Raw genomic sequence first — 24290 nt, forward strand, 5'->3', positions numbered from 1 at the left:
GACTGATAGGGAAAGACGATGACGCAGAAGCCGATTCTGATCGCGCAAATCTCCGATCTGCATATCAAGGCGCCCGGCAGCCTCGCTTACGGCAAGGTCGACACCGCCAAGGCTTTGGAGCGCTGCGTGGCGACGCTGAACGCGCTGACGCCGCGGCCCGACCTCGTGGTGATCTCGGGCGATCTGGCGGATACGCCGAGCGAGGAGGAATACGCGCATTTGGCTCGGCTGCTGGCGCCGCTGCAGATTCCGATTGTCGCCATCCCGGGCAATCACGATTCGCGCGAGCTGATGCGGGGCTGCTTTCCTCAGCCGCTGTTTCCGGCGGAGGGGCCGCTCAATCAGCTGCAGCCGGTCGGCGATCTCGATATCGTGCTGCTGGATTCCAGCGTGCCGGGACAGCCGCATGGCGAACTCGACGCAGCGACGCTGCAATGGCTCGACGCCATCCTGTCCTGCTCCGATCAGCGCCCGGCGCTGCTGTTTCTGCATCATCCGCCTTTCCGCACCGGCATCGGGCACATGGACCGGCAGAACCTGCGCAACGCGGCCGAGTTCGCCACCATCGTCGAGCGTTATCCGTGGGTGCGGCTGATCGCGGCCGGCCACGTCCACCGCGCAACGCTGACCCAATTTGCCGGCGTGCCGGCCACGATCTGCCCGGCGCCCAACCATGCTGTGGCGCTCGACCTCGGGGGGACTCTGCCGCCGTCGTTCCGGGTCGAGCCGCCGGCTCTGCATCTGCACGCCTGGTTTGCCGGCGGCAGCTTCGGCGATTTGGTCACTCACCAGGTGCCGATCGGAGCCTTTGACGGGCCGCATCCATTCTTCGGCCCGGATGGCAAACTGCTGTGATCACGCGCGGGCTCGTGGCTGCTGATCACTTCGCCCAAACACTCGTGGAGATCACTCCAAAAGCGAACAAGTTCCCGGAACGAAAGTCGCGCCCGACCCTTGATTGATCTCTGAACGAGGTCAAGGATGCCGAATGTGGTGAGCACCAAGCCGGTCGTGCTGGTCGTCGAGGACGAAGCGCTGCTGCGGATGAATGCCGTCGATATCGTGCATCAAGCGGGGTTTGCCGTGATAGAGGCGAGCAACGCCGACGAAGCTATCGAGATATTGGAAGCGCGTGACGACATTCGCGTGGTCTTCACGGACATCCAGATTCCGGGCTCGATGGACGGGCTGAAGCTCGCGCAAGCCGTCAGGGGCCGGTGGCCGCCGATCCAGATCATCGCGACATCGGGACGGGTGAAAGTCGCGGAGAAGGACCTGCCGGAAGGCGGGCGCTTCCTGCCAAAGCCCTACACCACCCATCAGGTGACACGGCTGCTGCTGGAAATGACTTCGTAACCTCGAAAGAGATCATTCGAAGATTTCGCACTGCAGCGATGCCGGCTGTCGAAAATTTAATCTATCTCATTCTAATCGATCATCTTTCCGGGCTAGTGTGACATCCCAAATGGAGTAGTGGGATAGGGCGCCGCAGGGATACTCGATGAAGCGACCGTTAACCGTCTTTGTGGGACTGAGCGCCGTGGCGGCTGTGGCGTATTTTTCGTTCAGCCACTGGGCGATCCGACACGAGAACATCAGCTTTTACGACGAGGTGCGGCAGCGCCCGATCGCGGTCGATCTGGCCGTGCGCCGCGACACCGAGATGAAGGCCGAAGCCGGCATGACGATGCTGCCGGTCGCGATCGTCAGCCACGGTAACACCGTGAAGAACACCGAATACTCGTTCCTAGCGAACGTGCTAGCGGCGCGCGGCTTTCTGGTGGCCAGCATTCAGCACGATCTACCGACCGACGCGCCGCTGATGACGACGCAGGGCTCGCTCTACGTCGGCCGGCTGAAGGTCTACGAGCGCGGCGAGAAGAACATCATTTTCACGATCGATCAGCTCAAGAAGCGGATTCCCTACGCCGACTACGACCACCTGACGCTGCTCGGACATTCCAACGGCGGCGACATATCGATGTTCTTCGCCCAGCAGCATCCGGAGCTGGTGCGACGCGTCGTGACGCTCGACAACCTGCGGGTGCCGTTTGTCACCTCCGGCGCGGCGAAAATCCTGTCGTTCCGATCCGAGGATCCACACTTCAAGACCGATCCCGGAGTGCTGCCCGATTCCAAGATCGCCAAGCAGGCCGGCATCGAGATCATCGACACCGGCGCTCAGCACAACGAGCTGAGCGATCGCGGACCGGAGAGCGTCAAGTCGCGGATCCAGGCGACGCTGGACCAGTTTTTGTCCGAGCCGACCAACAGCAAGGTCAGCCCGATCGATCCGAGGATCCTGCACAACGACCCGCGCGCGATGGGGCCTTGAAGCCCGACTCAAGGTTCGCAGCGAGGTCTGACCTCCTCCCTCACTGCCTTCGTTTGCCAACGAATTCCGTCGTGGCCGGGCTCGTCCCGATGTCCGGCACAAAGGCCGGGCATGACGCGCGGAAGCGAAAGTGCCCGATTTGGGGACTCATTTCCGGTCAGGCTCACAGGAGGCCACTAACCCTTGACGGCGGACTCGTGGCGGGCGAGGGATCGGTCTGGTTCGCGTGATGGAGTGCGCAATGGCTGCGGAAGTCAGTCCGCTGGCGGGCAAGCCCGTCGATCCCGACAAGCTGGTCAACGTGCCGCGGCTGGTGACCGCCTATTTCGCCGGAAAGCCCGACCCGAGCGTGCCCGGCGAGCGCGTCGCCTTCGGTACCTCCGGGCATCGCGGCTCGGCCTTCAACAACGCCTTCAACGAGGACCACATCGTCGCGGTGAGCCAGGCGGTGTGCGATCATCGTCGCGGCGCCGGCATCGACGGGCCGCTATTCATCGGCATCGATACCCACGCGCTGGCCGAGCCGGCGCTGGTGAGCGCGCTCGAAGTGTTCGCCGCCAATGGCGTCGAGGTGATGATCGACGCGCACGGCGGCTACACGCCGACCCCGGTGATCTCGCACGCGATCCTCACCTACAACCGCAGCCGCAGCAGCGGTCTCGCCGACGGCGTCGTGGTCACGCCGTCACACAATCCGCCCGAAGACGGCGGCTTCAAATATAATCCGCCGAACGGCGGCCCGGCCGACACCGACATCACCTCGGTGGTCGAGAAAGCGGCCAATGCGCTGCTCGCCGACGGGCTGAAAGGCGTCAAGCGCATCCCTTATGCGCGCGCCCTCAAGGCTTCGAACGTTCACCGGCGGGACTACGTCACCCCCTATGTCGAAGACCTTGCCAATGTGGTCGACATGGAGGCGATCCGCGCCTCCGGCGTGAAGATCGGCATCGATCCGCTCGGCGGCGCGGCGGTGCATTACTGGCAGCCGATCATCGAGCGCTACAAGATCGACGCCGCCATCGTCAGCAAGGCGGTCGATCCGACCTTCCGCTTCATGACCGCGGATTGGGACGGCAAGGTCCGGATGGACTGCTCGTCGCCTTACGCGATGGCGCGGCTGATCGGGATGCGCGACGATTTCGACGTCGCCTTCGCCAACGACACCGACGCCGACCGCCACGGCATCGTCACCCGCTCCAGCGGGCTGCTGAACCCCAACCACTATCTGGCGGTCGCGATCTCCTATCTGTTCGCGCATCGGCCGGAGTGGGGCGCGCAGGCCGCGATCGGCAAGACCGCGGTGTCGAGCGCGATGATCGACCGCGTCGCGGCCAAGATCGGCCGGCAGGTGGTCGAGACCCCGGTCGGCTTCAAATGGTTCGTCGACGGCCTGATCGGCGGCAGCTTCGGCTTTGCCGGTGAGGAAAGCGCCGGCGCCTCGTTCCTGCGCCGCGACGGCACGGTGTGGACCACCGACAAGGACGGCGTCATCCTCGGCCTGCTGGCGGCCGAGATCACTGCGGTGATGAAGGCCGATCCGGGCGAGATCTATCAGCGTCTGACCGCCGAACTCGGCGCCCCGTTCTACGCCCGCATCGACGCGCCGGCCAATCCCGCGCAGAAGGCGCTGTTCAAGACGCTGACCGCCGACAAGCTCGGCATCAAAGAGCTCGCCGGCGAGCCGGTGACCGCGACGCTGACCAAGGCGCCGGGCAACAATCAGCCGATCGGCGGCGTCAAGGTGACGACCGCCAACGGCTGGTTCGCCGCGCGCCCGTCCGGCACCGAGGACGTCTACAAGATCTACGCCGAGAGCTTCGTCAGCGCGGAGCATCTTCGACAGATTCAAGACGAAGCCCAGGCCGCCCTGAGCGCGATGTTCGCCGCAGGTTGATCTGCGACAACGCCGGAACCGGGATGGCGATCGATCGTCGGCGAGCAAAACGTCTCTCCGTCATTGCGAGCGAAGCGAAGCAATCCAGCTCCATGCACTGAGCTGGATTGCTTCGTCGCTTCGCTCCTCGCAATGACGAGCCGCGAGGCAACACGTGGGCATCCCTCTTGACCGGCTGGACTGAATTCGTCGCCGCCTTCGCGCTGTTCCTGCTCAGCCACGCGCTGCCGGCACGGCCGGCAGTGCGGGCGAAATTGGTCGGCGCGCTCGGCGAGGGCGGCTTCCTCTTTGCGTACAGCATCGAGTCCCTGCTCGTGCTGGCCTGGCTGATCGTCGCCGCAGCACGCGCGCCGTTCGTCGAACTGTGGCCGTTCGAGCGCTGGCAGATGCTCGTGCCCAATCTCGCGCTGCCGCTGGCGTGCCAGCTCACCGCCTTTGGCGTCGGCGCCGCCAATCCGCTGTCGTTCGGCGGCGATCCGCGCAAGCGCTTCGACTCCGATCATCCGGGCATCGTCGGCGTCGTCAGGCATCCGCTGCTGGCTGCGATCGGCCTGTGGGCCGCGGCGCATGCGGTGCCGAACGGCGACCTCGCGCATGTCGCGCTGTTCGGCTTTTTCGCGCTGATCGCGCTGTTCGGGATGGTGATCATCGACCGCCGCAAGCGCCGGCAACTCGGTGCTGAGACATGGGCGCGCCTCGCCGCCCGCACCTCATTCTGGCCATTCGCCGCCCTGATCACCGGCCGCTTCCGCCCGGATCTCCGCAAGATCAGCCTGCTGCGCGTCGGCGTCGGCTTAGCCGCGTGGCTGTCGCTGCTGTGGCTGCATCCCATCGTGATCGGCGTCTCGCCGCTGCCGTAACGCTCCGTCATTGCGAGGAGCGAAGCGACGAAGCAATCTAGACCGGTGCACTGGGCTGGATTGCTTCGCTTCGCTCGCAATGACGCTAAGGGGATGCTCCTCGCCAATCGTTCGCGAGTTTGTGCTGGCACAACCAGTCCGGTGGGCGGCGGCTTACACAGGAGAAGCCGGCGGAAGGTCGCCGGTCGATCCGGTGAACGCCATGAGCAGCACGACAGTCCAATCCTCCACTGCGCCGAAGCGCAAGCCGGTGCCGCGTACCCGGTCGCATAGCGGCTGGACCGTGCTGTCCGCCGGCTTCCGCCCGTTCTTCATGCTCGGCGCGCTGTTTGCGGCGGTCGCGGTGCTGCTGTGGCTGCCGGTGTATCACGGCGAGCTGACGCTGCAGACCGCGTTCGCGCCGCGCGACTGGCACGTCCACGAGATGCTGTACGGCTATCTGCCGGCGGTCATCACCGGCTTCCTGCTCACCGCGATCCCGAATTGGACCGGCCGGCTCCCGCTGCAGGGAAGGCCGCTGCTGACGCTGGTGCTGATCTGGCTCGCCGGCCGGCTGTGCGTGACGTTCTCGGCCGACACCGGCTGGCTGATCGCGTTGCTGGTCGATGCCGGCTTTTTGCTCGCGGTGGCGCTCGCTGCCACCCGCGAGATCGTCGCCGGCAAGAACTGGCGCAACCTCAACGTCGTCGCGCTGCTGTCGCTGCTGCTGATCGGCAACGTCGCGTTCCATCTCGAGGCGCATTTCAATGGCGCGGCCGACTACGGCATTCGCGCCGGCATCGCCGTGGTGATCATGCTGATCGCGCTGATCGGCGGCCGCATCACGCCCAGCTTCACCCGCAACTGGCTGGTGCGCGAGAATCCCGGCCGGCTGCCGGTGCCGTTCAACAAGGTCGACATGGTGATCCTCGCCTTCACGGCCGCGACGCTGCTGCTGTGGATCGTGCAGCCGGCGGGCGCGGTCACCGGAACGGCGCTGGCGATGGCCGGTGGGCTGCATCTGGTGCGGCTGGCGCGCTGGGCCGGCGACCGTACGCTGCGCGATCGGCTGCTGCTGGTGCTGCATGTTGGCTACGTGTTCGTGCCGGTCGGCTTCCTGCTTGGCGCCTGCGCGGCGTTCGGCTTGGCGCCCGCCAGCGCCGGCCTGCATGCCTGGATGGTCGGCGGAGCCGGCGTCATGACGCTGGCGGTGATGACCCGCGCCTCGCTCGGCCACACCGGGCAGAAGCTGCACGCTTCAGCGGCGACCCAGGTCGTGTATCTCGCCGCGCTGCTCGCAGTGGCGGCGCGGATCGGCGCCGCGCTGGCGCCGGCCTGGGGCGATCCGCTGCTGCACGTCGCGGCGCTCGGCTGGTCCGTCGCCTTCCTCGGCTTCGCCGTGAGCTACGGCCCGACGCTGCTCGCGCGAGGCAAACCGCACTGAATTCGAATTGCTTCCAACCGCAAAAGGACCACCGACCATGACCGAAGCCGCGACCGCCGAACGTGTCCTCGACGTCCGCCAGATCCCGCATCAGCAGCGCCACGAGATCATCCCGCGCCTGTTCGACAGCCTGTCTCCGGGGCAGGGCCTGCAGATCGTGGTCGACCACGACCCGCGACCATTGAAGTACTTCTTTCAAGCGGTGCATGGTGACGATTGCCAGTGGACCTATCTGGAAGAAGGCCCCGACTTGTGGCGGGTGCAATTGCGCCGGGCGGCTTAGCTCTCGATCATCGCCGGCACACCGAAAGCCCCGATCCTCGACCTCTCCCCGTCATGCCCGGCCTTGTGCCGGGCATCCACGCCTTGCTGACGAAACTCGGTGAAGGCGTGCATGGCCGGGACGAGCCCCGGGCGTGACGGAGGCAAAGCTAACTATCTTGCGCACAATCCACCGGCACGCCGAGCAATCTCAGCGCATCTTATCCAACGCCGAGCGCGGCTAATTCATCGGCAGAATAGCCAGCATCGGCGAGCACCGCGCGGGTATGCTGGCCGAGGGTGGCGACCCTCGGCGTCGGCGCCGGATTGCCTCCCGACAGCCGGAACGGCTGGTTGAGCACCTTGAACGTGCCGCCGCCGTCTTCGACGTCTGCAAAGGCTTGCCGATGCGCGGTCTGCGGGTCGGCCATCGCTTCGGCCACGGTGCGATAGGCCGAGCACGGCACGCCATGCCGGTCGAGCGCGGCGAGGCACTGCTGCGAGGTCAGCGTCCGCGACCAGGTCTCCATGATGTCCATCAGCTCGGCCCAGTGCTCGCGGCGGTGATGATACTCGGCGAAGCGCGGATCGCTGATCAGTTCGGGATGGCCGCCGGCCTGCATGAAGCTGCGGAACGACTTCTCGCTGGCGATCGCGATCATCACATAGCCGTCGGCGGTCTCGACCGGGCCGAATTGCGGCCGCGTCTGCTTCTTGACCGGAAACTGCGCGCTCTGCAGCTCATTCAGCGTCAGGCTGAGCATCGATTCCAGCATCGATACGTCGATGTGCTGGCCTTCGCCGGTGGTTCTGCGCTGATACAGCGCCGAGGCGATCGCGCCATAGGCGTAGATGCCGGACACGACGTCGGCCAAGTAGATGCCGCAATAGTCCGGCTGGTGACGATTGGGCTGGTAAGCGAGATGCGCCAGATCGTAACCGGACGCCGCATGGATCGCCGGCGCATAGGCCGGCAGCTCGGCGGACGGGCCGGTCTGGCCGTAGCCGGAGATCGAGCAGTAGATCAGTTTCGGGTTGAGGCCGCGCAACGATGCGTTGTCCAGCTTCAGCCGCCGCATCACGCCGGGGCGGAAATTCTCCACCAGCACATCGGCGGTCGTCACCAGCCGCCGCACCGCCTCGCGCCCCTCGGCGGATTTCAGGTCCAGCACGATGCTCTTCTTGCCGACGTTGAGCTGGCCGAACGCCGTGCTGTAGCCGTCCCGCACCGGCGGGCGGTTGCGCATCGTGTCGCCGTCGGACGATTCGATCTTGATCACCTCGGCGCCCATGTCGGCGAGCATCCGGGTGCAGTGCGGGCCGGCAATCGTGGTGGAGAAGTCGAGGACGCGAAGACCGGCAAAGGCATTGGCGCGCGATGGTCCGGTCCGCTGATCGGCAGTCATTCAATTCCTCCCACTCTTCGTCCTGTCGTCTGCGACGACGTCGCGTGCAGGACTTCGGTTCGGCGGGAGGCTAGCGGCTCGCGCGGGCGCGGGCAAACGCGGGGAGCGCGAACTCCTATGGGTCGGACAGCCAGCCCATGCTGAGCGCGAACCGCACCACCTCGACGCGGTTGTGGAAGCCGAGCTTGGCCATGCCGCGCGCCTTGTAGGTCTCGACGCTCTTGGCGCCGATCTGCAGCTTGGCAGCGATGGTCTTGTTGCTGTGGCCGACCGCGGCGAGCCGCAGCACTTCGATCTCGCGGGTGGAGAGTTCCGACACGGCGCTGTGCTCGTCGCCATTCTGAACGTGCGGCGCGGTGCGGCCGATGGCGCGGCCGGCGATGGCGGGATCGAGATAGATGCCGCCGGTGCCGACCGCATGGATGCCGCGGATCAGCTCGTCGGTGGCCGAGCGCTTCAGCACGTAGCCGGATACGCCGAGATCGAGCAACTGCCGCAAGTAAGCGCCGTCCTCGTGCACGGTGAGCACCAGCACGCGGCATTCGGGGCAGGCGGCGAGAAACTTGCGCGCCACCTCGATGCCGTTGAGCCCGGGCATCGACAGATCGAGCACGGCGACGTCCGGCTTCAGCTCGATCGCGCGGCGCAGCGCGTTCGGTCCGTCATTGGCTTCGCCGACGACCTCGATGGCCGGATCGCCGGCAACAAGGGCCTTCATGCCGCTGAGCACGACCGGGTGATCGTCGGCGAGGAATACGCGCAATCGGGGAGGGGCCTGCTGGTCCATGAATGTGCTTCCCTGCTTACAACGGAATACGTGCGTACAAAGCGGTGCCCTTGCCGGGCGCGGATTCGATTTCGAGCGAGCCGCCGACCAGCGTCAGCCGCTCGCGGATGCCGAGCAGGCCGAGCCGCTCCGGCGGGCGGTCGACGTCGGGATTGACGAAGCCGCGGCCGTCGTCCTCGACCACCATCATCACCTGCTGGTCGGTCAATCGCAGAATGACGCTGACATGCGTCGCGGCGGCGTGGCGGACGATGTTGGTCAGCGCTTCCTGCAGCACGCGATACAACGTCGTCTCGATCGCGGCGGGCAGACGGCGGTCACCGAGCGTCATGTGCAGATCGAATTGCACCTGGGCTTTTTCGCTCCAGGCGTCGAGCAGATGCTGGATCGCGGTCTGAATTCCGAGATCGTCGAGCGCGGTCGGCCGGATCTCCCACGCCAGCCGGTTCACCTGCCGGCCGATATCGGCGGTGAGCGTCTTCATGCCGCTGATGCGGCCCTGAAGGTCGGCATTGTCCGGGGCGGCCTGGCCGATGGTTTCGAAGCCGAGCTGCAGCAAAGTGAGCGATTGGCCGAGCGTGTCGTGCAGTTCGCGGGCGATCCGCAGCCGCTCGGCTTCCTGATCTTCCACGGTCCGCCGCAGCACCTGCGACAGATCGGCCTCGACCGAGACGCGTCGGCGGGTCTCCTCCTGCAGGGTCTGCGCCACGTCCTGCGAGCGGCGCAGCCCGAATTCGACCTCGCGCATCAGCTGCTCCTGCAGCAGCCGCGCCGATTTGCGTTCGCGCGCGATGCCGTCGATCCGGTGCAGCACGACTTCGAGCAGCGACACCCGCAGTCGGTGCCCGGCTTCGATCTCGGAGACGAGCCATGGCTCGGCGTGCAGCCGCACCGAGTCCTGCCAGGCCGCGAAGCTTCGCCGCGGCGTCAGAAATTCTCCGCCGGGGCCGACGCCGACCGGCTTGTGCGGATTGCCGGCCCAGGTGACGGTGCGCACCACTTCGGGCCGAAACCACAGCACGTAGTCCCGCGGCGACTTCGACAGCGACAACGCGAGCAGTCCGCTGGCGCGATCCGCGAAAGCGTTGGCCGGCGGATAGAGCAGCGGCAGGCTGTCGGTGTGGAAGATCCCCTCGTTCGAGGTCGCGCCGAGCCAGCCGATCAGCGCTTCGGTCTGCGCCGCGTCCGGCGTGACGCCGATCCCGGTGAAGTGGCCGTCGATCCACAGCCCGACGCCGGTTGCCGGGATGAAGTCGAGCAGATTGGGATGAAACCGGATCAGCCCTTCGGCCAGATCGGATTCCTGGCTCATCCGCGTCACCAGCTCTTCGTGGATCCGCGTGCTGCGCAGCCGCGCCGCGAGTTGCTCGGCGCCGACCTTGGCCTCGAGCTGCGACGAGGCCATCTCGGCGAACATCTCGCAGGCTTCGCGCAGCCGGTAGGGCAGATAGCGCGGCGAGCCGTGATGGCAGGCGATCAGTCCCCACAGCTTGCCGTGCTGGATGATCGACAACGACATCGACGCAACGACGCCCATATGCGCAAGGTACAGACGGTGTGCCGGCGAGACGCTGCGGATCACGCTCTGGCTGAGATCGAGCGGCTGTCCGGTTTGCGGGTCCGCGGCCGGCACGATCGGCGCCGGCGCGTAGCGCGCATCGGGAATCGCGCGCATCCAATTCGCCAGATACAGCGCCCGCGCCTGCTGCGGGATGTCGGAGGCTGGGTAGCGCAGGCCGAGGAAGCTTTCGATCCCCGCTGCGCGCGATTCGGCGATCACTTCGCCACTGCTGTCGGAAGCGAAGCGGTACACCATCACCCGTTCGAAGCCGGTGACGGCGCGGACTTCCTCGGCTACGGCGTTGCAGAACGCCTGTACGCCGTCGGCGCGTTGCACGTGGCGGATCATCGATTGCACCAGCGCCAGCGAATTCTCCGGCGCTGCTTCCCGGCGCGGGTCGAACTCCAGGACCAGCAGCCCGGACGCCTGATGCACGACGACGTCGACCGCAACGGCGTCGGAGCAGTTCACCTCTGGCGTAGTCAGCACGAAGGCGTGCAGCGGTCGTTCGAGCTTGCGGCCAGGTCCCAGCAGGGCGCGGACTTTGCTGATCCGATCGGCGGAGAGCAGCGTCGCGACCGAAGTCCCGGGAAGCCTGTCGGCGGGTACGCCGAACAGCGGCGCCGTATCCCCGGCGGCGTGAACGACGTGCAGATCGTCCGGAGCCAGCGCCAGCAGCGCACCATGGGGCTGGATCGATCCAGGCAGATGAATGGCTTCGCGATCGCAGAAATTCTGGCTGTCACCACCAAAATTCGTGCTTCTCAATTCCGAAAAACTGTCAATGCCAATCTGCATCACATTTCTCTCAATTTTCCGTGTCCGGGACTCGGCGGACCGGTTTGAGGATGTCCGGTATGACACGGACACCCCTGAGTGTCATGTTAAATTGACAAAGATGTGTGTCAGGATCATCTTACAATCACTCGGATGTGATCGAAAGGGCGATGAGCCTGACCGCACCCGGGATTGGACGAGCCCCGCATCGGTCCCGCGTTCAGGCGCAAGCTGACGGCGCGGACGGGTGACGAGGCGAACATCAAAATTGCTGAGACCACACGAACTCTGTTCGGCGTAGCAGCGAAACTACCTCCGTGCGGGTTCAGCACGAAACTGATCGAAAGTCTCTTAGGAGGTTTTTACTATGGCAGACGATCCCAACAAGGTCTGGCCGACTGGCCTGACGATCGCGGAATCGGAAGAGCTCCACAAGCACGTCATCGACGGCACGCGCATTTTCGGCGCGATCGCGATCGTCGCGCACTTCCTGGCGTATGTTTACTCGCCCTGGCTGCACTAAGGAGTATCTAAGATGAATCAAGGTCGCATTTGGACTGTCGTGAAGCCGACCGTCGGCCTGCCGCTCCTGCTCGGCAGCGTCACCGTGATCGCCATCCTCGTTCACTACGCCGTGCTGTCGCACACCACCTGGTTCCCGAAGTACTGGAACGGTAAGACTGCGGCGATCGAGAGCTCGGTCACCATCGGCTAATTGCAGCTTCTTTCGAAGCTGTGTGGCTGGACCGGGATCCACGGGTCCCGGTCGCTTGCTTTGTAGCCGAGGTGATCGCGCCGGCGGTTTGATCTGCCGCAGTTCATCTCCGGGCGCAAAGTGGTGCTGTTCGTTCGGGTCGTCCGTTCGGTCATGCTGATCTCCATCACGCTGATCAACGTCGCCGGCCTCTTGCAAGCTGGATTTGCTGGACGATGAACACAGTCAGCCAAAAGATGATGAAGGTCTGGGCCTCGCTGGGGCCTCGCTTTCTGCCTTTCGCGGATGCGGCGACGCCGGATCTGCCTCTGTCCCGGTTACTCCGCCTGTCGCTGTTTCAAGTCGCGGTCGGCATGTCGCTGGTGCTGCTGGTCGGCACCCTGAACCGGGTGATGATCGTCGAACTCAACGTGCCGGCCTCGATCGTCGGCGTGATGGTTTCGCTCCCTCTGATCTTCGCGCCGTTTCGGGCGCTGATCGGCTTCAAATCCGACGTCCACAAATCCGTGCTGGGCTGGCGCCGCGTGCCGTTCCTCTACAAGGGGACGCTGGTGCAGTTCGGTGGCCTGGCGATCCTGCCGTTCGCGCTGCTGGTGCTGTCCGGCGGCGGCGAGGCCGGGCACGCGCCGGTGTGGATCGGTCAGGTCGGCGCCGCGCTGGCGTTTCTGCTGATCGGTGCCGGCGTGCACACCACGCAGACCGTCGGTCTCGCGCTCGCCACAGATCTCGCCGCGCCCGAGACGCGGCCGAAGGTCGTCGGCCTGATGTACACCATGCTGATGTTCGGCATGATCGCGAGCGCGATCATCTTCGGCATGCTGCTCGCTGATTTCTCGCCCGGCCGCCTCATTCAGGTGATTCAGGGGTCGGCCGTCGTCACCATCGTGCTCAACGCGGTCGCCTCCTGGAAGATGGAGGCGCGTCGCCGGACCGGCGGCGAGGTGGCCACCGCTCATCCCGGCGCGCCGGCCGGCGGCTTCCGGCAATCGTGGGATGCCTTCATCTCCGGCGACAACGCGATGCGCCGGCTGGTCGCGGTCGGTTTCGGCACCATGGCGTTCAGCATGGAAGACGTGCTGCTCGAGCCCTATGGCGGGCAGATCCTGCATCTGTCGGTCGGGGACACCACTAAGCTCACTGCCGCGCTGGCGGTCGGCGGTCTGTTCGGCTTCGGTCTCGCCTCGCGCGTGCTGAGCCGCGGCGCCGACCCGTTCCGGATGGCGAGCGCCGGCGCGCTGGTCGGTATCCCGGCATTCCTGCTGGTGATCTTCGCGGCGGAGCTGCAGGGCGCTGCCTCGGCGCTGATGTTCGGCTTCGGCACGCTGCTGATCGGTTTCGGTGCCGGTCTGTTCGGCCACGGCACGCTGACGGCGACGATGAACGCTGCCCCGAAGGACCAGGCTGGGCTTGCGCTCGGCGCCTGGGGTGCGGTGCAGGCCTCGGCGGCCGGCGTCGCGATCGCGCTCGGCGGCATTCTGCGGGACGCGGTGACGGCGCTGGCGCCGCAGCTCGGACCGGCAGCCGGCTACAATTTCGTCTACTGCCTCGAACTGCTGCTGCTGTTCGCGACGCTCGTCACGATGGTCCCGCTGATCAGGCGACGGGACACCCTATTGATGCAGGGCCAACCCTCGCGGTCCTGAGACTAGAACGGAGCCACCATGACGCAAATCATCACCCGGTTGTATGATTCCAGCAGCAAGCTCGCGGCGCTGGAAGCCGACCTGAAGAACGCCAGCTATCGCTACTCGATTGTCACCGGTTACCAAAGCGGCAAATCCAGCTCGGTGGACGACATCATTGCGGCGCTCGGCAAGGCTTACGTTCCCAGCGGCGAAGCACGCCTCTATGCGGACTACGTCAAGAAGGGCGCCGTCGTGGTCGCGGTGAAGGCCGAGTTCGGCTTCGCCGCCAAGGCCGCGGAGATCCTCGACCGCTACGGTCCCAACAAGATCAGCATTCAGAAATCGTCGTCGGCGACCGCCGAACAGAGCGAAGCGACGCCGTTCTCGAACATGCTGCATCTCAGCACGCTGCTCGACACCTCGGGCAAGTACAAATCCTATTCCGGCGACTGGCTGCTCGTCGACAGCGACAAGACCTTCTCGGGGACGCCGCTCGTCATCAGCAGCAAGGGCCCATATCAGTCGTTCTCCGGAACGCCGTTGCTGCTCGACAGCAGCGGTCCCTACAAGTCCTTTTCCGGGACTCCCCTGTTGCTGGACAGCAGCGGTCCGTACAAATCCTATTCGGGCGAGCCGCTGCTGATCAACAATCCGACCATCTTCTCCTCCTGGCTGGGCCTGCCAGTGCTCTCTAAGTAAAGGAATTGATCATGAGCGAATACAAAGGACACTCCGGTACTCCGCTGATTCTCGAGCAGAAGGGCGAGTACGAAGGTTATTCCGGCACCCCGCTGATCCTGAAGCAGGAAGGCGAGTACAAGAGCTTCTCGGGCACGCCGCTGCTGCTGAAGCAGGAAGGGGAGTACCAGAGCTTCTCCGGTACGCCGCTGCTGCTGAAGCAGGAGGGCGAGTATCAGTCGTTCTCGGGCACGCCGCTGCTGCTGAAGCAGGAAGGCGAGTACAAGTCGTTCTCGGGCTATCCGCTGCTGCTCAACATCTGAGCCAGCCAGCGGCCTCTAGGCCTCAACGCGCCGCGGGCAGCGATGCCCGCGGCGTTTTGCATTTCAGGCAGCATCGCAGCTGACAAAGTGAGTCTTTCGCGCGGCGAAAAATTCGCAATCGGGGCGCGCTTTGCGGTGCTGCGCAAGCTCGGCTTCGCCGCAGAAAATGCTGGGCAAAGCGCGTCGCAGGCGGCAATCTGTTTCCAACGACAAAAAAGTCGAGGAAACATGACCCAGTCTGCCGAAGCCGCTGCCCCGCGCGTCAGGCCCTCTGCTCACGCGGCGGAGTCTTCCGATCACTTGGCCGGTCGTTCGCCTGATCTCCTGCCCGACCATGTCGACGTGCTGATCGTCGGCGCCGGCATTTCCGGCATCGGCGGCGCCTATCATCTGACCCGGCAATGCGCCGGCACCAGCTTCGCGGTGCTCGAAGCACAGGACAGCTTCGGCGGCACCTGGTTGACGCATCGCTATCCGGGCATTCGTTCCGACAGCGATCTCTACACCTTTGGCTATCGCTTCAAGCCGTGGACCGGCAAGCCGATCGCGACCGCGGCGGAGATCCGCGACTATCTCGGCGAAGTAATCGAGGAGAACGATCTCGGTCGCCACATCCATTAGGGCCATCGCATCCAGTCGGCGAGCTGGTCGAGCGCCGAGCGGTGCTGGACCATCGTGGCCGAGCGCACCGCCACCGGCGAACAGGTCCGCGTCACCGCGAACTTCCTCTGGATGTGCCAGGGCTATTATCGCCACAGCGAAGGTTACACGCCCGAATGGGACGGCATGGCCGAGTTCAAAGGCCGCATCGTGCATCCGCAGACCTGGCCCGATGACCTCGATTGCAGCGGCAAGAAGGTGGTGGTGATCGGCTCGGGCGCGACCGCCGCCACACTGGTGCCGTCGCTGGCGCCGGGGTGTGCCCACGTCACCGTGCTGCAGCGCTCGCCGACCTATTTCATTCCCGGCCGCAACAAGATCGAGATCGCCGATACGCTGCGCGAACTCGGCGTTTCCGAGGAGTGGATCCACGAGATCGTTCGCCGCAAGATTCTGTTCGATCAGGCGACCTTCACGCGGCGCTCGATGAGCGAGCCGGAGGTGGTGAAGCAGGAACTGCTCGCCGGCGTCCGCGCGCATCTCGGGCCGGACTACAATCTCGACCCGCATTTCATGCCGAGCTACCGGCCGTGGCGGCAGCGTATCGCCTTCGTGCCGGACGGCGACCTGTTCAAGGGCATCGCCTCCGGCAAGGCGTCGGTGGTCACTGACGAGATCGAACGCTTTACCGAGACCGGGATCAAGCTGCAGTCCGGCGACACGCTCGAGGCCGACATCGTCGTCACCGCGACCGGCTTCAACCTCAACGTGCTCGGCGACATCGCCTTCAGCATCGACGGCCAGCCGCTGAACTTCGCCGACACCGTCACCTATCGCGGCATGATGTTCACCGGCGTGCCCAACATGGCCTGGGTGTTCGGCTATTTCCGCGCCAGCTGGACGCTGCGGGCGGATCTGGTCGCCGATTTCGTCTGCCGCCTGCTGACCCACATGAAGCAGCACGGCCACCGCAGTGTCGTGCCGGCGCTGCGGCCCGAAGATGCCGGCATGGAACTGCTGCCCTGGATCGATCCAGAGAACTTCAACCCAGGCTATCTGATGCGCGGCATGCACCTGTTGCCGAAGCGCGGCACTAAGCCCGAATGGCAGCACAGCCAGGACTATTGGACCGAAAAAGACGAACTGCCGAAGATCGACCTCGACGATCCTGCGTTTGTCTACGCCCGCTGAGCCAGGTCAGGTCCCGAATCGCGCCGCAGGCCCAGCTCGCGCATCGGGAGGTCCGCCGTTCCCGCTATGAGGGTAAAGCCGGCCCGCGCCTGACGGATCGGGGGTGGTTGCAGGCAGCACCATGAGGCTGCATCCATCACAACGCGTTGAGAGCGGGGAACTCAAGTCTCGCTCACGACAGCGTGAATCTTAAAAGTCGATCCAAATCAAATAGTTGCTATAGCTGTGACATTGCGCCGCCGGCGTTTAATGTTGTGCCGCACCAATTCAAACTTAATTTCCGTTCATCAGACGCCTGTAGCAATGCGCAGGTGCAGCGCCGCGTGCCTTCAGCACGCGTGTCGCGATGCCGGCAGCTTGCCGGGCGGTTTTTCAAGAGGTTTGTTCGATGCGGGGAATGATCAAGTTTGCCTTCACGGCGACGGCACTGATGTGTCTGGCGCCGGTGCTGGCCGGCTGCAACGAACCCAAGGTGGCCAATGCGGCCGTGCCGGACAAGCCCGAGGTCAGCACCATCACCGTCAAGGCGCACGCCCGCGCGATCGTTCGCGAACTTCCGGGCCGAATCGCGCCGGTGCGCGTCGCCGATGTTCGCTCGCGCGTGTCCGGCATCGTCACCAAGCGCTCGTTCCAGCAGGGCAGCGAGGTGAAGGCCGGCGATCCGCTGTATCAGGTCGATCCGCGTCCGTTCGAAGTCGATCTCAAGGCGGCCGAAGCCGCGCTCGCCAAGGCGACTGCCGCGCGTGAGCAGGCTGAACTGAATGCGAAGCGCGTCGCCGCGCTGGCGCGCGATCAGGCCGCCTCCAAGGCGCAGAACGAAGTCGCGGCCAGCAACTCCCGCCAGGCCGAGGCCGAAGTTGCGGCGCGCGAGGCCGAGGTCGCCCGTGCCAGGCTCAATCTCGAATACGCCACCATCCGGGCGCCGATCAGCGGCCGCATCGGTGCCGCGCTGGTCAGCGAAGGCGCGCTGGTGGTGCAGAACGACGCCACCAACCTCGCCACCATTCAGCAACTCGACCACGTTTATGCCGACTTCACCCAGCCGGTTGCCGAAATGGTGCGGCTGCGCCGCGCCTTCGAGTCCGGCGAACTCGACCAGATCGCGCCGGACGCGGCGCGCGCTCGTCTCGTGCTCGACGACGGCTCGGTCTATCCGATTGCCGGCAAGCTGCTGTTCTCTGAAGCCAAGGTGGACGCCTACACCGGCCAGGTGACGCTGCGCGCCGAATTCGACAATCCCAACCGCGAACTGTTGCCGGGCATGTACGTCCGGGTGCGGATCGAGCAGGGCTACGACGCCGACGCGATCGCGGTGCCCGACCAGGCGATCCAGCGCAATGCCGGCGGCGGCAGTGAAGTGTTCGTCGTCAAGGACGACAACCGGGTCGCGGTGCAGCCGGTGCGCGTCGGCTCCCAGCAGGACGGCCAATGGCTGATCCTCGATGGTCTGAAGCCGGGCGCCAAGGTTGTGGTCGAGGGCTTTCAGAAGTTCGCGGCCGGCGACGCCGTGGTGCCGGTGAGTGCCGAAGAGACCAAGGCCGCGGCGTCGCAGCCCGCCCAGACCGCCACGACCCAGCCCGCCGGACCGACCAAGAAGGTGCAATAAGCGCCGATGCCCGCCTTTTTTATCGACAGGCCGATTTTCGCCTGGGTCGTTGCGCTGTTCATCTGTCTGCTCGGCGTCATCTCGATTCCGTTTCTGCCGATCGCGCAGTATCCGATCATCGCGCCGCCCTCGATTTCGGTGTCGACGCAATATCCAGGCGCGTCGCCTGAGAACCTGTACAACAGCGTCACCCGGCTGATCGAAGAAGAGCTGAACGGCGCCAACGGCATTCTCAACTTCGAATCGACCTCGGACTCGCTCGGGCAGGTCGAGATCATCGCCAACTTCGAGCCCGGCACCGACACCGAGATGGCGTCGGTCAACGTGCAGAACCGCATCAAGCGCATCGAGGCGCGGCTGCCGCGCGCGGTGCTGCAGCAGGGCATCCTGGTCGAGGAAGCCTCGAGCGCGGTGCTGCAGATCATCACGCTGAGTTCGACCGACGGCTCGCTCGACGAAGTCGGCCTCGGCGACTTCATGATCCGCAACGTGCTCGGCGAAATCCGCCGCATCCCCGGCGTCGGCCGCGCCACGCTGTACTCGACCGAGCGCGCGCTCCGCATCTGGATCGATCCCGACAAGCTGGTCGGCTACAATCTCACCGCCGCCGAGGTGACCAAGGCGATCGAGGCCCAGAACGCCCAGGTCGCCTCCGGCGCCATCGGCGCCGAGCCCAGCGACAAGGGCCAGAAGATTTCGGTGCTGGTGCTGGTCAAGGGCCAGCTCTCCTCCGCCGACGAGTTCGGCGCCATCGTGCTGCGCGCCAATCCGGACGGCTCGACGGTGCGGCTGCGCGACGTCGCGCGCATCGAGATCGGCGGCTTCTCCTATCAGTTCAACACCCGTCTCAACGGCAAGCCGGTCGCCGGCCTGTCGGTGCTGATGTCGCCGACCGGCAACGCGCTCGCCACCGCGAGCGCGGTCGAGGCCAAGATGAAGGAGCTGTCGCGCTTCTTCCCGGCCAATATCAAATACGAGATCCCCTACAACATCACGCCGGTGGTCGAGGCCTCGATCACCAAGGTGGTGCACACGCTGCTCGAAGCGGTGGTGCTGGTGTTCGTGGTGATGTTCCTGTTCCTGCAGAACATCCGCTACACCATCATTCCGACCATCGTGGTGCCGGTGGCGCTGCTCGGCACCTGCGTGTCGCTGCTGCTGTTCGGCTATTCGATCAACATGCTGACGATGTTCGGCATGGTGCTGGCGATCGGCATCCTGGTCGACGACGCCATCGTGGTGGTTGAAAACGTCGAACGCATCATGGCCGAGGAGGGGCTGCCGCCCAAGGAAGCCACCCGCAAGGCGATGTCGCAGATCACCAGCGCCATCGTCGGCATCACCGCGGTGCTGATCGCGGTGTTCGTGCCGATGGCGTTCTTCCCGGGCTCGGTCGGCATCATCTATCGGCAGTTCTCCGTGACCATGGTGTCGGCGATCGCGTTCTCGGCGCTGCTGGCGCTGTCGTTGACGCCGGCGCTGTGCGCGACGCTGCTGAAGCCGGTGGTGAAGGGTCACGCCCACGCCGAACGCGGCTTCTTCGGCCGCTTCAATCGCATCCTCGACAGCACCCGCGAACGCTATTCCAGCGTGGTCCGCTGGAATCTCGGCCGCACCGGGCGGCTGATGATCCTGTACGCGGTGCTGGTCGGCGTGCTCGGCTGGGGCCTGGTGCGGATGCCCGGCGGCTTTCTGCCGATCGACGACCAGGGCTTCATCACCGTCGACCTGCAGACCCCGTCTGAATCGTCCTACAACCGGACCTACGACGTCATCAAGAAGGTCGAGGACTATCTGCTCAAGCGCGAGGGCGTCGAGAACGTCACGTTCCTCACCGGCTTCAGCTTCCTCGGCCAGGGCATGAACGCCGCGCAGGCCTTCGTCACGCTGAAGGACTGGTCGGAGCGCGATGCCAATTCGTCCGCGGCCGCGATTGTCGCCGAGGCCAACAAGACACTCGGCTCGGTGCGTGACGCGCGTATCGCGGCGCAGCAGCCGCCGCCGATCGACAACCTCGGCAACTCCTCGGGCTTCAGCTTCCGCCTGCAGGACCGCGGCCAGAAGGGCTATGAGGCGCTGGTGCAGGCCAGCCAGCAACTCGTCACCTCCGCCAATGCCAGCCCGGTTCTGCAGAACGTCTATGTCGAAGGTCTGCCGCCGGCCCCGGTCATCAACCTGGTGATCGACCGCGAAAAGGCCAGCGCCTTCGGCGTCACCTTCGAGGACATCAACAACACCATCTCGACCAATCTCGGCTCGGCGTATGTCAACGACTTCCCGAATCGCGGCCGTATGCAGCGCGTCATCGTGCAGGCGGACATTCCCGACCGGATGAAAGCCGACGATATCCTGACCTACAACGTCAAGAACAGCCGCGGCCAGCTGGTGCCACTGTCGTCCTTCGCCACCATCGAATGGTCGAAGGGCCCGACCCAGGTCGTCGGCTTCAACTACTATCCGGCCATCCGCATGAGCGGCGAGGCGAGGCCCGGCTTCACCACCGGCGATGCGATCGCCGAGATGGAGCGGCTCGCCGGACAGCTGCCGCGCGGCTTCGGCTACGACTGGACCGGCCAGTCGCTGCAGGAAAAGCTGTCGGGCTCGCAGGCGCCGTTCCTGCTGGGGCTGTCGGCGCTCGTCGTGTTCCTGGTGCTCGCTGCGCTGTACGAAAGCTGGACCATTCCGGTCGCGGTGCTGCTCACGGTGCCGCTCGGCATCACCGGCGCGGTGATCGCGGCGATGATGCGTTCGCTGCCGAACGACGTGTACTTCACGGTGGGTCTGATCACCATCATCGGACTGGCCGCAAAGGACGCGATCCTGATCGTCGAATTCGCCAAGGACCTCCGCAAGGAGGGCAAGTCGCTGCGCGACGCCACTATGGAAGCCTGTCATCTGCGCTTCCGGCCGATCCTGATGACCGGCCTCGCCTTCGTCTGCGGCGTGCTGCCGATGGCGATCGCCACGGGCGCCGGCGGCAAGAGCCAGCAGGCGCTCGGCACCAGCGTGATGGGCGGCATGATCGCGGTGGTGATCCTGGCGCTGCTGATGGTGCCGGTGTTCTACGTCGTAGTGCAGCGCGTGCTCGGCCGCGACAAGTCCGATGATCCTGTGGTGCAGCCCCACGATGTGCCGCTGCACGCGCAGCTTCCCAAGGACGCTGTTTAGAGCGTTGTCGAGCGACGTGGATACCGGTTCGCGTGAAGACGCGTCTAAGGAAGCCCTAGAGCTCCGGTTCTGATTCGATCAGTACCGAAAAAGCTCTCGTTCGACCCCGCTGGTTCGATTCCAGCGGAGCATCTCAGGCGTCATTCGCCGCAGGCCGGCACTGGCCGGCGTTGGAACCTTTGAGAAAACCTCCGGTTGTCAGTCGACAGGTGACATTCGAGTGTTCAACCCATTTGACGGAGATTTTCATGAACGGTGACCAACCCATTAGCTGGCTGATGTTCTTCACGCTGGCGGCCGGAATCGCGATCGTCGGCTTCGCGTTCCTCAACTTCATCAAGTCGCGCTCGAACCGCGCGGTCGCGGCCGATACGCTGGAAGGCAACGGCAACGGTCGTGGTGCCGCGCCGGACGGTGCCCTGCCGGAACTGATCGGCATCACCGTGTTCGCGCTGATTGCCATGGGCCTGCTGGCCACCGGTGTCAGCTCGCGCAACGACACCCAGACCGCGCAAGTAACGGCTCCGGCCGCGACCAGCGGCACCACCGGCATGGCGCAGCCCAAGAACATCCAGAACGAGCCGAAGCAGTATCAGCCGGCCAATCCCGGCACCGACACCCGCGTCGCCCCGACCGGCTCCGACGCCGGCGTCGGCAACTCCCCGGGCAACACCGGCACGCTGACCAAGTAAGCGCGATATCTGATCAGTACGACAAACGGGGGCCTTTCGGCCCCCGTTTGCTTGTGCTCTCGGCAAATCGACCAGCGGAAGCTATTGCCTTGAGAGATCCCACATCCCGTCCGTCATGGCCGGGCTCGTCCCGGCCATCCACGCCTTTTTCGCCGCGATCTCAGCGAGGCGTGGATGCCCGGGACAAGCCCGGGCATGACGAGGAGAGCGGTTGACTGGTAGCAGATGAGCATCGTCGCGAGGGCGACAGTGCTCCAACTACGCCTTCGCGGCCTCGTAGGCGGCGTTCTGCTGCTCCATTAGGGTGATCTTGTCCTGGATCTTGCTGCGCTGCGCTGTGAGTGTCGGCAGCACGGTGGCGTCGGCGCCGGCGGCCGCGATCGCGTCGTCGTATTTCGAGACGTTGCGCTTCTCGCCATCGATCAGCCCGGGCAGCACGCTGCCGTCGAGGCCGTCGAACAGCGAACGCACGCTCATGATGGTCCTGTGCACCACGCTCATGAACGAGCCGCTGTCGTCGGCTTGTTCGCCGGCGCCGATCAGCAACGCGGCGAGTTCATCGGCATTGGAGTGATGCAACGCGATCATGTCACGAAACAGCGACGTCAGCCCTTTGCCCTCGGCGTCTTCGAGCGCTTCCTGGTAACCGTTGCGGGCGTCGATCGCGGCGGTGTGCAGCGTTTTCAAGTGATCGAGAATGTTGGTATCCAAGTAAGCCTCCATCGGGTGATTGCGGACGCGCGCTTGAGGCGCGGTTCCGTGCGCAAACAACCGGGAGGGCGGAGCGTGGTTCTGTCCGGATTATGCCGGACGCCTCAGGGCCTATCCGATTACCAACGCCTCTGGGTTTGTCGGTCATGGCCAAGCTTGTGCTGCGTCATTGCGAGCCACCGGGTCGGCGCACTGCGCCGCCCGATGACAGGCTCCGCGAAGCAATCCGGGCGCCGTGCACTGAGCCTCTGGATTGCTTCGTCGCTTCGCTCCTCGAAATGACGTCGGAACTCAATAGTGGCCTCCTCCGAACCGCCCGCGGAGTTCTCCATTTCGCCTCCGCAGGCAGACGCCCAGCCGCTGCGAAGTTACTTGCGCTGTTCGCCGTCTTGGGGCGTCAGTCCATACGGCTTCACCAACGCCCAGACATGCGCGGGCACCATGTTCTTGATCTTGTGCTTGTAGGCCCGGCGCAGATGCAGCACGGTTTCAACCGCCTTCATCTCGACCCGGGCGCGGGCGAATTCCAGGCCGCGCGGGCCGACCTTCGGCATCAGCCAGCCCATCAACGGCCGCAGCCAGTTCGGCATGCCGCGCACCGGTAGGCCGCCAGCGGCAAGCTCGGTGTTCTTGAGGAAGCCCTTCACCGGCGCGGCGCGCTTGCCGGCGCTGGTCGGTTCGCTGAGCCGGACCTCGTCGCCGAGCAGGCGAAGCAATTCCTCGCCGCGCTGGTTGCGTACCAGCAGCCACTGCTCGCCGCGTCCGGCCATGTAGCCGACCGTGATGTCGGCCAGAGTGTTGGTGTAGTCGACGCAGGTGCGGCAGGTGATCGGGAAGAAGTCGGACGGCAGTTTGGAGATCGGAAGCAGCAGAAACGGGATCTCCTCCACGCGGCCGTCGTCGAAGCGCAGCTCGACATGATAGTCGGCGCGAAACTCCAGATAGGTGATGGTCTCGGGCTTGTCCGACAGCAGCTCGAGGAAGCCGTGAAACGCTTCGGTGGTGGTGTTGTCGGAGCAGGGCGTGCCGATCACATACAGCCGCTCGAAGCCGAGCGTCTGCTCCAGCGAGCGCAGCGCATAGATCTGGCAGGGGATGCCGATTACAGCGAGGCGCTTGTAGCCGGCGGCGCGCGCCGGCTCGAGCAGCGCCAGCGACGGCGCGTAGCCCATCCGCATGCCGCGGCATTGCGCCATGTCCTCGGCGCGGGTCACCAGCACCGGCCGCGGCTTCCATTTGTCGTCCGGGTCGGCCGCCATCGTCAGCACCGCGTCGACCGCGCCGGTTTCCAGCAGCCGCTCCCCGATCCTGGTGGTGATGCCGGTCCACTGCGCGCCGTCGCGTGGCCGTTTCATCGCCGCCTGCAGCATGCGGCGGTAGGGGCCGAAGAACGCTTCGTCCGGTTTGCCGGCATCGCGCGTGCGGCCGTGGACCGTGTGCTCCATGGCCGGATAGTTCGGCTTGATGAACTGGCACGCCTGGCCGCACTGCTTGGGGTCGCTCATCCGCGACACGCCGCAATCGGTGCACAATTCGCGCGGCGCCGGCGCGTTGAGCGGTGGGGTGATCAGCTGATCGGGAACGACGCGGCTGTCCATGCACATTCCTTCGCCGCGGCACGTTGCGGCGCCTTCGCGTGCCGATGCGGCCGTTCTAAAAGAGCGCTGCACAGCCTCG

The 24290-nt window shown here is 65.2% G+C and carries 20 protein-coding genes and 1 pseudogene; 16 read left to right on the top strand and 5 right to left on the bottom strand.

The features are described from left to right. Positions 1 to 18 precede the first annotated feature (18 nt). The 7 genes from D4Q52_RS02900 (at position 19) to D4Q52_RS02930 (ending at position 6795) form a co-directional block, all read left to right on the top strand. Entirely contained in the window at positions 19 to 855 is an 837-nt protein-coding gene (locus D4Q52_RS02900; RefSeq protein WP_119855033.1) for a phosphodiesterase, read from the top strand. 126 nt (positions 856 to 981) lie between these two features. Beyond that, positions 982 to 1356 (top strand): response regulator, encoded by a 375-nt coding sequence (locus D4Q52_RS02905; protein ID WP_182915216.1) that lies wholly within the window; start codon positions 982 to 984, stop codon positions 1354 to 1356. A 145-nt stretch (positions 1357 to 1501) separates the two neighbouring features. Next, positions 1502 to 2335, top strand: coding sequence for an alpha/beta fold hydrolase (locus tag D4Q52_RS02910; protein WP_119855034.1), 834 nt, complete (start codon positions 1502 to 1504; stop codon positions 2333 to 2335). A 241-nt stretch (positions 2336 to 2576) separates the two neighbouring features. Further along, positions 2577 to 4229 (top strand): phosphoglucomutase (alpha-D-glucose-1,6-bisphosphate-dependent), encoded by a 1653-nt coding sequence (gene pgm, locus D4Q52_RS02915; RefSeq protein ID WP_119855035.1) that lies wholly within the window; start codon positions 2577 to 2579, stop codon positions 4227 to 4229. A 167-nt stretch (positions 4230 to 4396) separates the two neighbouring features. After that, positions 4397 to 5089 carry an NnrU family protein gene (locus D4Q52_RS02920; protein ID WP_119855036.1) on the top strand — a complete coding sequence of 231 codons (693 nt, stop codon included), beginning with the start codon at positions 4397 to 4399 and terminating at the stop codon, positions 5087 to 5089. Between the two features lie 202 nt (positions 5090 to 5291). Further along, positions 5292 to 6512 carry an NnrS family protein gene (locus tag D4Q52_RS02925; protein WP_119855037.1) on the top strand — a complete coding sequence of 407 codons (1221 nt, stop codon included), beginning with the start codon at positions 5292 to 5294 and terminating at the stop codon, positions 6510 to 6512. 37 nt (positions 6513 to 6549) lie between these two features. Then, entirely contained in the window at positions 6550 to 6795 is a 246-nt protein-coding gene (locus D4Q52_RS02930) for a DUF2249 domain-containing protein (RefSeq protein WP_119855038.1), read from the top strand. Positions 6796 to 6994: 199 nt separating this feature from the next. Here the strand turns inward: D4Q52_RS02930 and D4Q52_RS02935 are convergent, their stop codons facing one another. The 3 genes from D4Q52_RS02935 to D4Q52_RS02945 all read right to left on the bottom strand — a co-directional run bounded on the left by D4Q52_RS02935 (position 6995) and on the right by D4Q52_RS02945 (position 11325). Beyond that, positions 6995 to 8179: a CaiB/BaiF CoA transferase family protein gene (locus D4Q52_RS02935; RefSeq protein WP_119855039.1), complete on the bottom strand. Its 1185-nt coding sequence runs from the start codon at positions 8177 to 8179 to the stop codon at positions 6995 to 6997. A gap of 115 nt (positions 8180 to 8294) precedes the next feature. Then, on the bottom strand, positions 8295 to 8966 hold the full coding sequence (locus tag D4Q52_RS02940; protein WP_119855040.1) for a response regulator transcription factor: 672 nt from the start codon (positions 8964 to 8966) through the stop codon (positions 8295 to 8297). A gap of 16 nt (positions 8967 to 8982) precedes the next feature. Then, positions 8983 to 11325 carry a GAF domain-containing protein gene (locus D4Q52_RS02945; RefSeq protein ID WP_119855041.1) on the bottom strand — a complete coding sequence of 781 codons (2343 nt, stop codon included), beginning with the start codon at positions 11323 to 11325 and terminating at the stop codon, positions 8983 to 8985. 346 nt (positions 11326 to 11671) lie between these two features. Here D4Q52_RS02945 and pufB point away from each other — a divergent pair, with 346 nt between their 5' ends. The 9 genes and pseudogenes from pufB (at position 11672) to D4Q52_RS02990 (ending at position 21902) form a co-directional block, all read left to right on the top strand. Next, positions 11672 to 11827, top strand: coding sequence for a light-harvesting antenna LH1, beta subunit (gene pufB, locus D4Q52_RS02950; protein ID WP_011157052.1), 156 nt, complete (start codon positions 11672 to 11674; stop codon positions 11825 to 11827). A gap of 12 nt (positions 11828 to 11839) precedes the next feature. Further along, positions 11840 to 12019, top strand: coding sequence for a light-harvesting protein (locus D4Q52_RS02955; RefSeq protein WP_011504171.1), 180 nt, complete (start codon positions 11840 to 11842; stop codon positions 12017 to 12019). Between the two features lie 215 nt (positions 12020 to 12234). After that, positions 12235 to 13662, top strand: a complete 1428-nt coding sequence (locus tag D4Q52_RS02960) for a PucC family protein (protein WP_119855042.1) — start codon at positions 12235 to 12237, stop codon at positions 13660 to 13662. Positions 13663 to 13680: 18 nt separating this feature from the next. Further along, positions 13681 to 14343, top strand: coding sequence for a hypothetical protein (locus tag D4Q52_RS02965; protein WP_119855043.1), 663 nt, complete (start codon positions 13681 to 13683; stop codon positions 14341 to 14343). 11 nt (positions 14344 to 14354) lie between these two features. Then, positions 14355 to 14645 (top strand): hypothetical protein, encoded by a 291-nt coding sequence (locus D4Q52_RS02970; protein ID WP_182915217.1) that lies wholly within the window; start codon positions 14355 to 14357, stop codon positions 14643 to 14645. 228 nt (positions 14646 to 14873) lie between these two features. Next, positions 14874 to 16436 (top strand): annotated as a pseudogene (locus D4Q52_RS02975) (flavin-containing monooxygenase). Between the two features lie 388 nt (positions 16437 to 16824). Continuing rightward, positions 16825 to 18042, top strand: coding sequence for an efflux RND transporter periplasmic adaptor subunit (locus D4Q52_RS02980; RefSeq protein WP_119855044.1), 1218 nt, complete (start codon positions 16825 to 16827; stop codon positions 18040 to 18042). A 6-nt stretch (positions 18043 to 18048) separates the two neighbouring features. Next, positions 18049 to 21210, top strand: coding sequence for a multidrug efflux RND transporter permease subunit (locus D4Q52_RS02985; RefSeq protein WP_119855045.1), 3162 nt, complete (start codon positions 18049 to 18051; stop codon positions 21208 to 21210). A 248-nt stretch (positions 21211 to 21458) separates the two neighbouring features. Next, the gene (locus tag D4Q52_RS02990; RefSeq protein ID WP_119855152.1) at positions 21459 to 21902 is read left to right on the top strand and encodes a hypothetical protein; all 444 of its coding nucleotides are present in this window, start codon (positions 21459 to 21461) and stop codon (positions 21900 to 21902) included. Positions 21903 to 22160: 258 nt separating this feature from the next. On the opposite strand, the gene D4Q52_RS02995 is transcribed toward D4Q52_RS02990, so the two are convergent. Both D4Q52_RS02995 and D4Q52_RS03005 read right to left on the bottom strand, forming a co-directional pair. After that, on the bottom strand, positions 22161 to 22613 hold the full coding sequence (locus D4Q52_RS02995) for a PA2169 family four-helix-bundle protein (protein ID WP_119855153.1): 453 nt from the start codon (positions 22611 to 22613) through the stop codon (positions 22161 to 22163). Between the two features lie 368 nt (positions 22614 to 22981). Then, positions 22982 to 24211, bottom strand: a complete 1230-nt coding sequence (locus D4Q52_RS03005) for a Coenzyme F420 hydrogenase/dehydrogenase, beta subunit C-terminal domain (RefSeq protein ID WP_119855047.1) — start codon at positions 24209 to 24211, stop codon at positions 22982 to 22984. Positions 24212 to 24290 lie beyond the last annotated feature (79 nt).

Source organism: Rhodopseudomonas palustris, from assembly GCF_003591005.1.
Classification (GTDB): Bacteria; Pseudomonadota; Alphaproteobacteria; order Rhizobiales; family Xanthobacteraceae; genus Rhodopseudomonas; species Rhodopseudomonas palustris_K.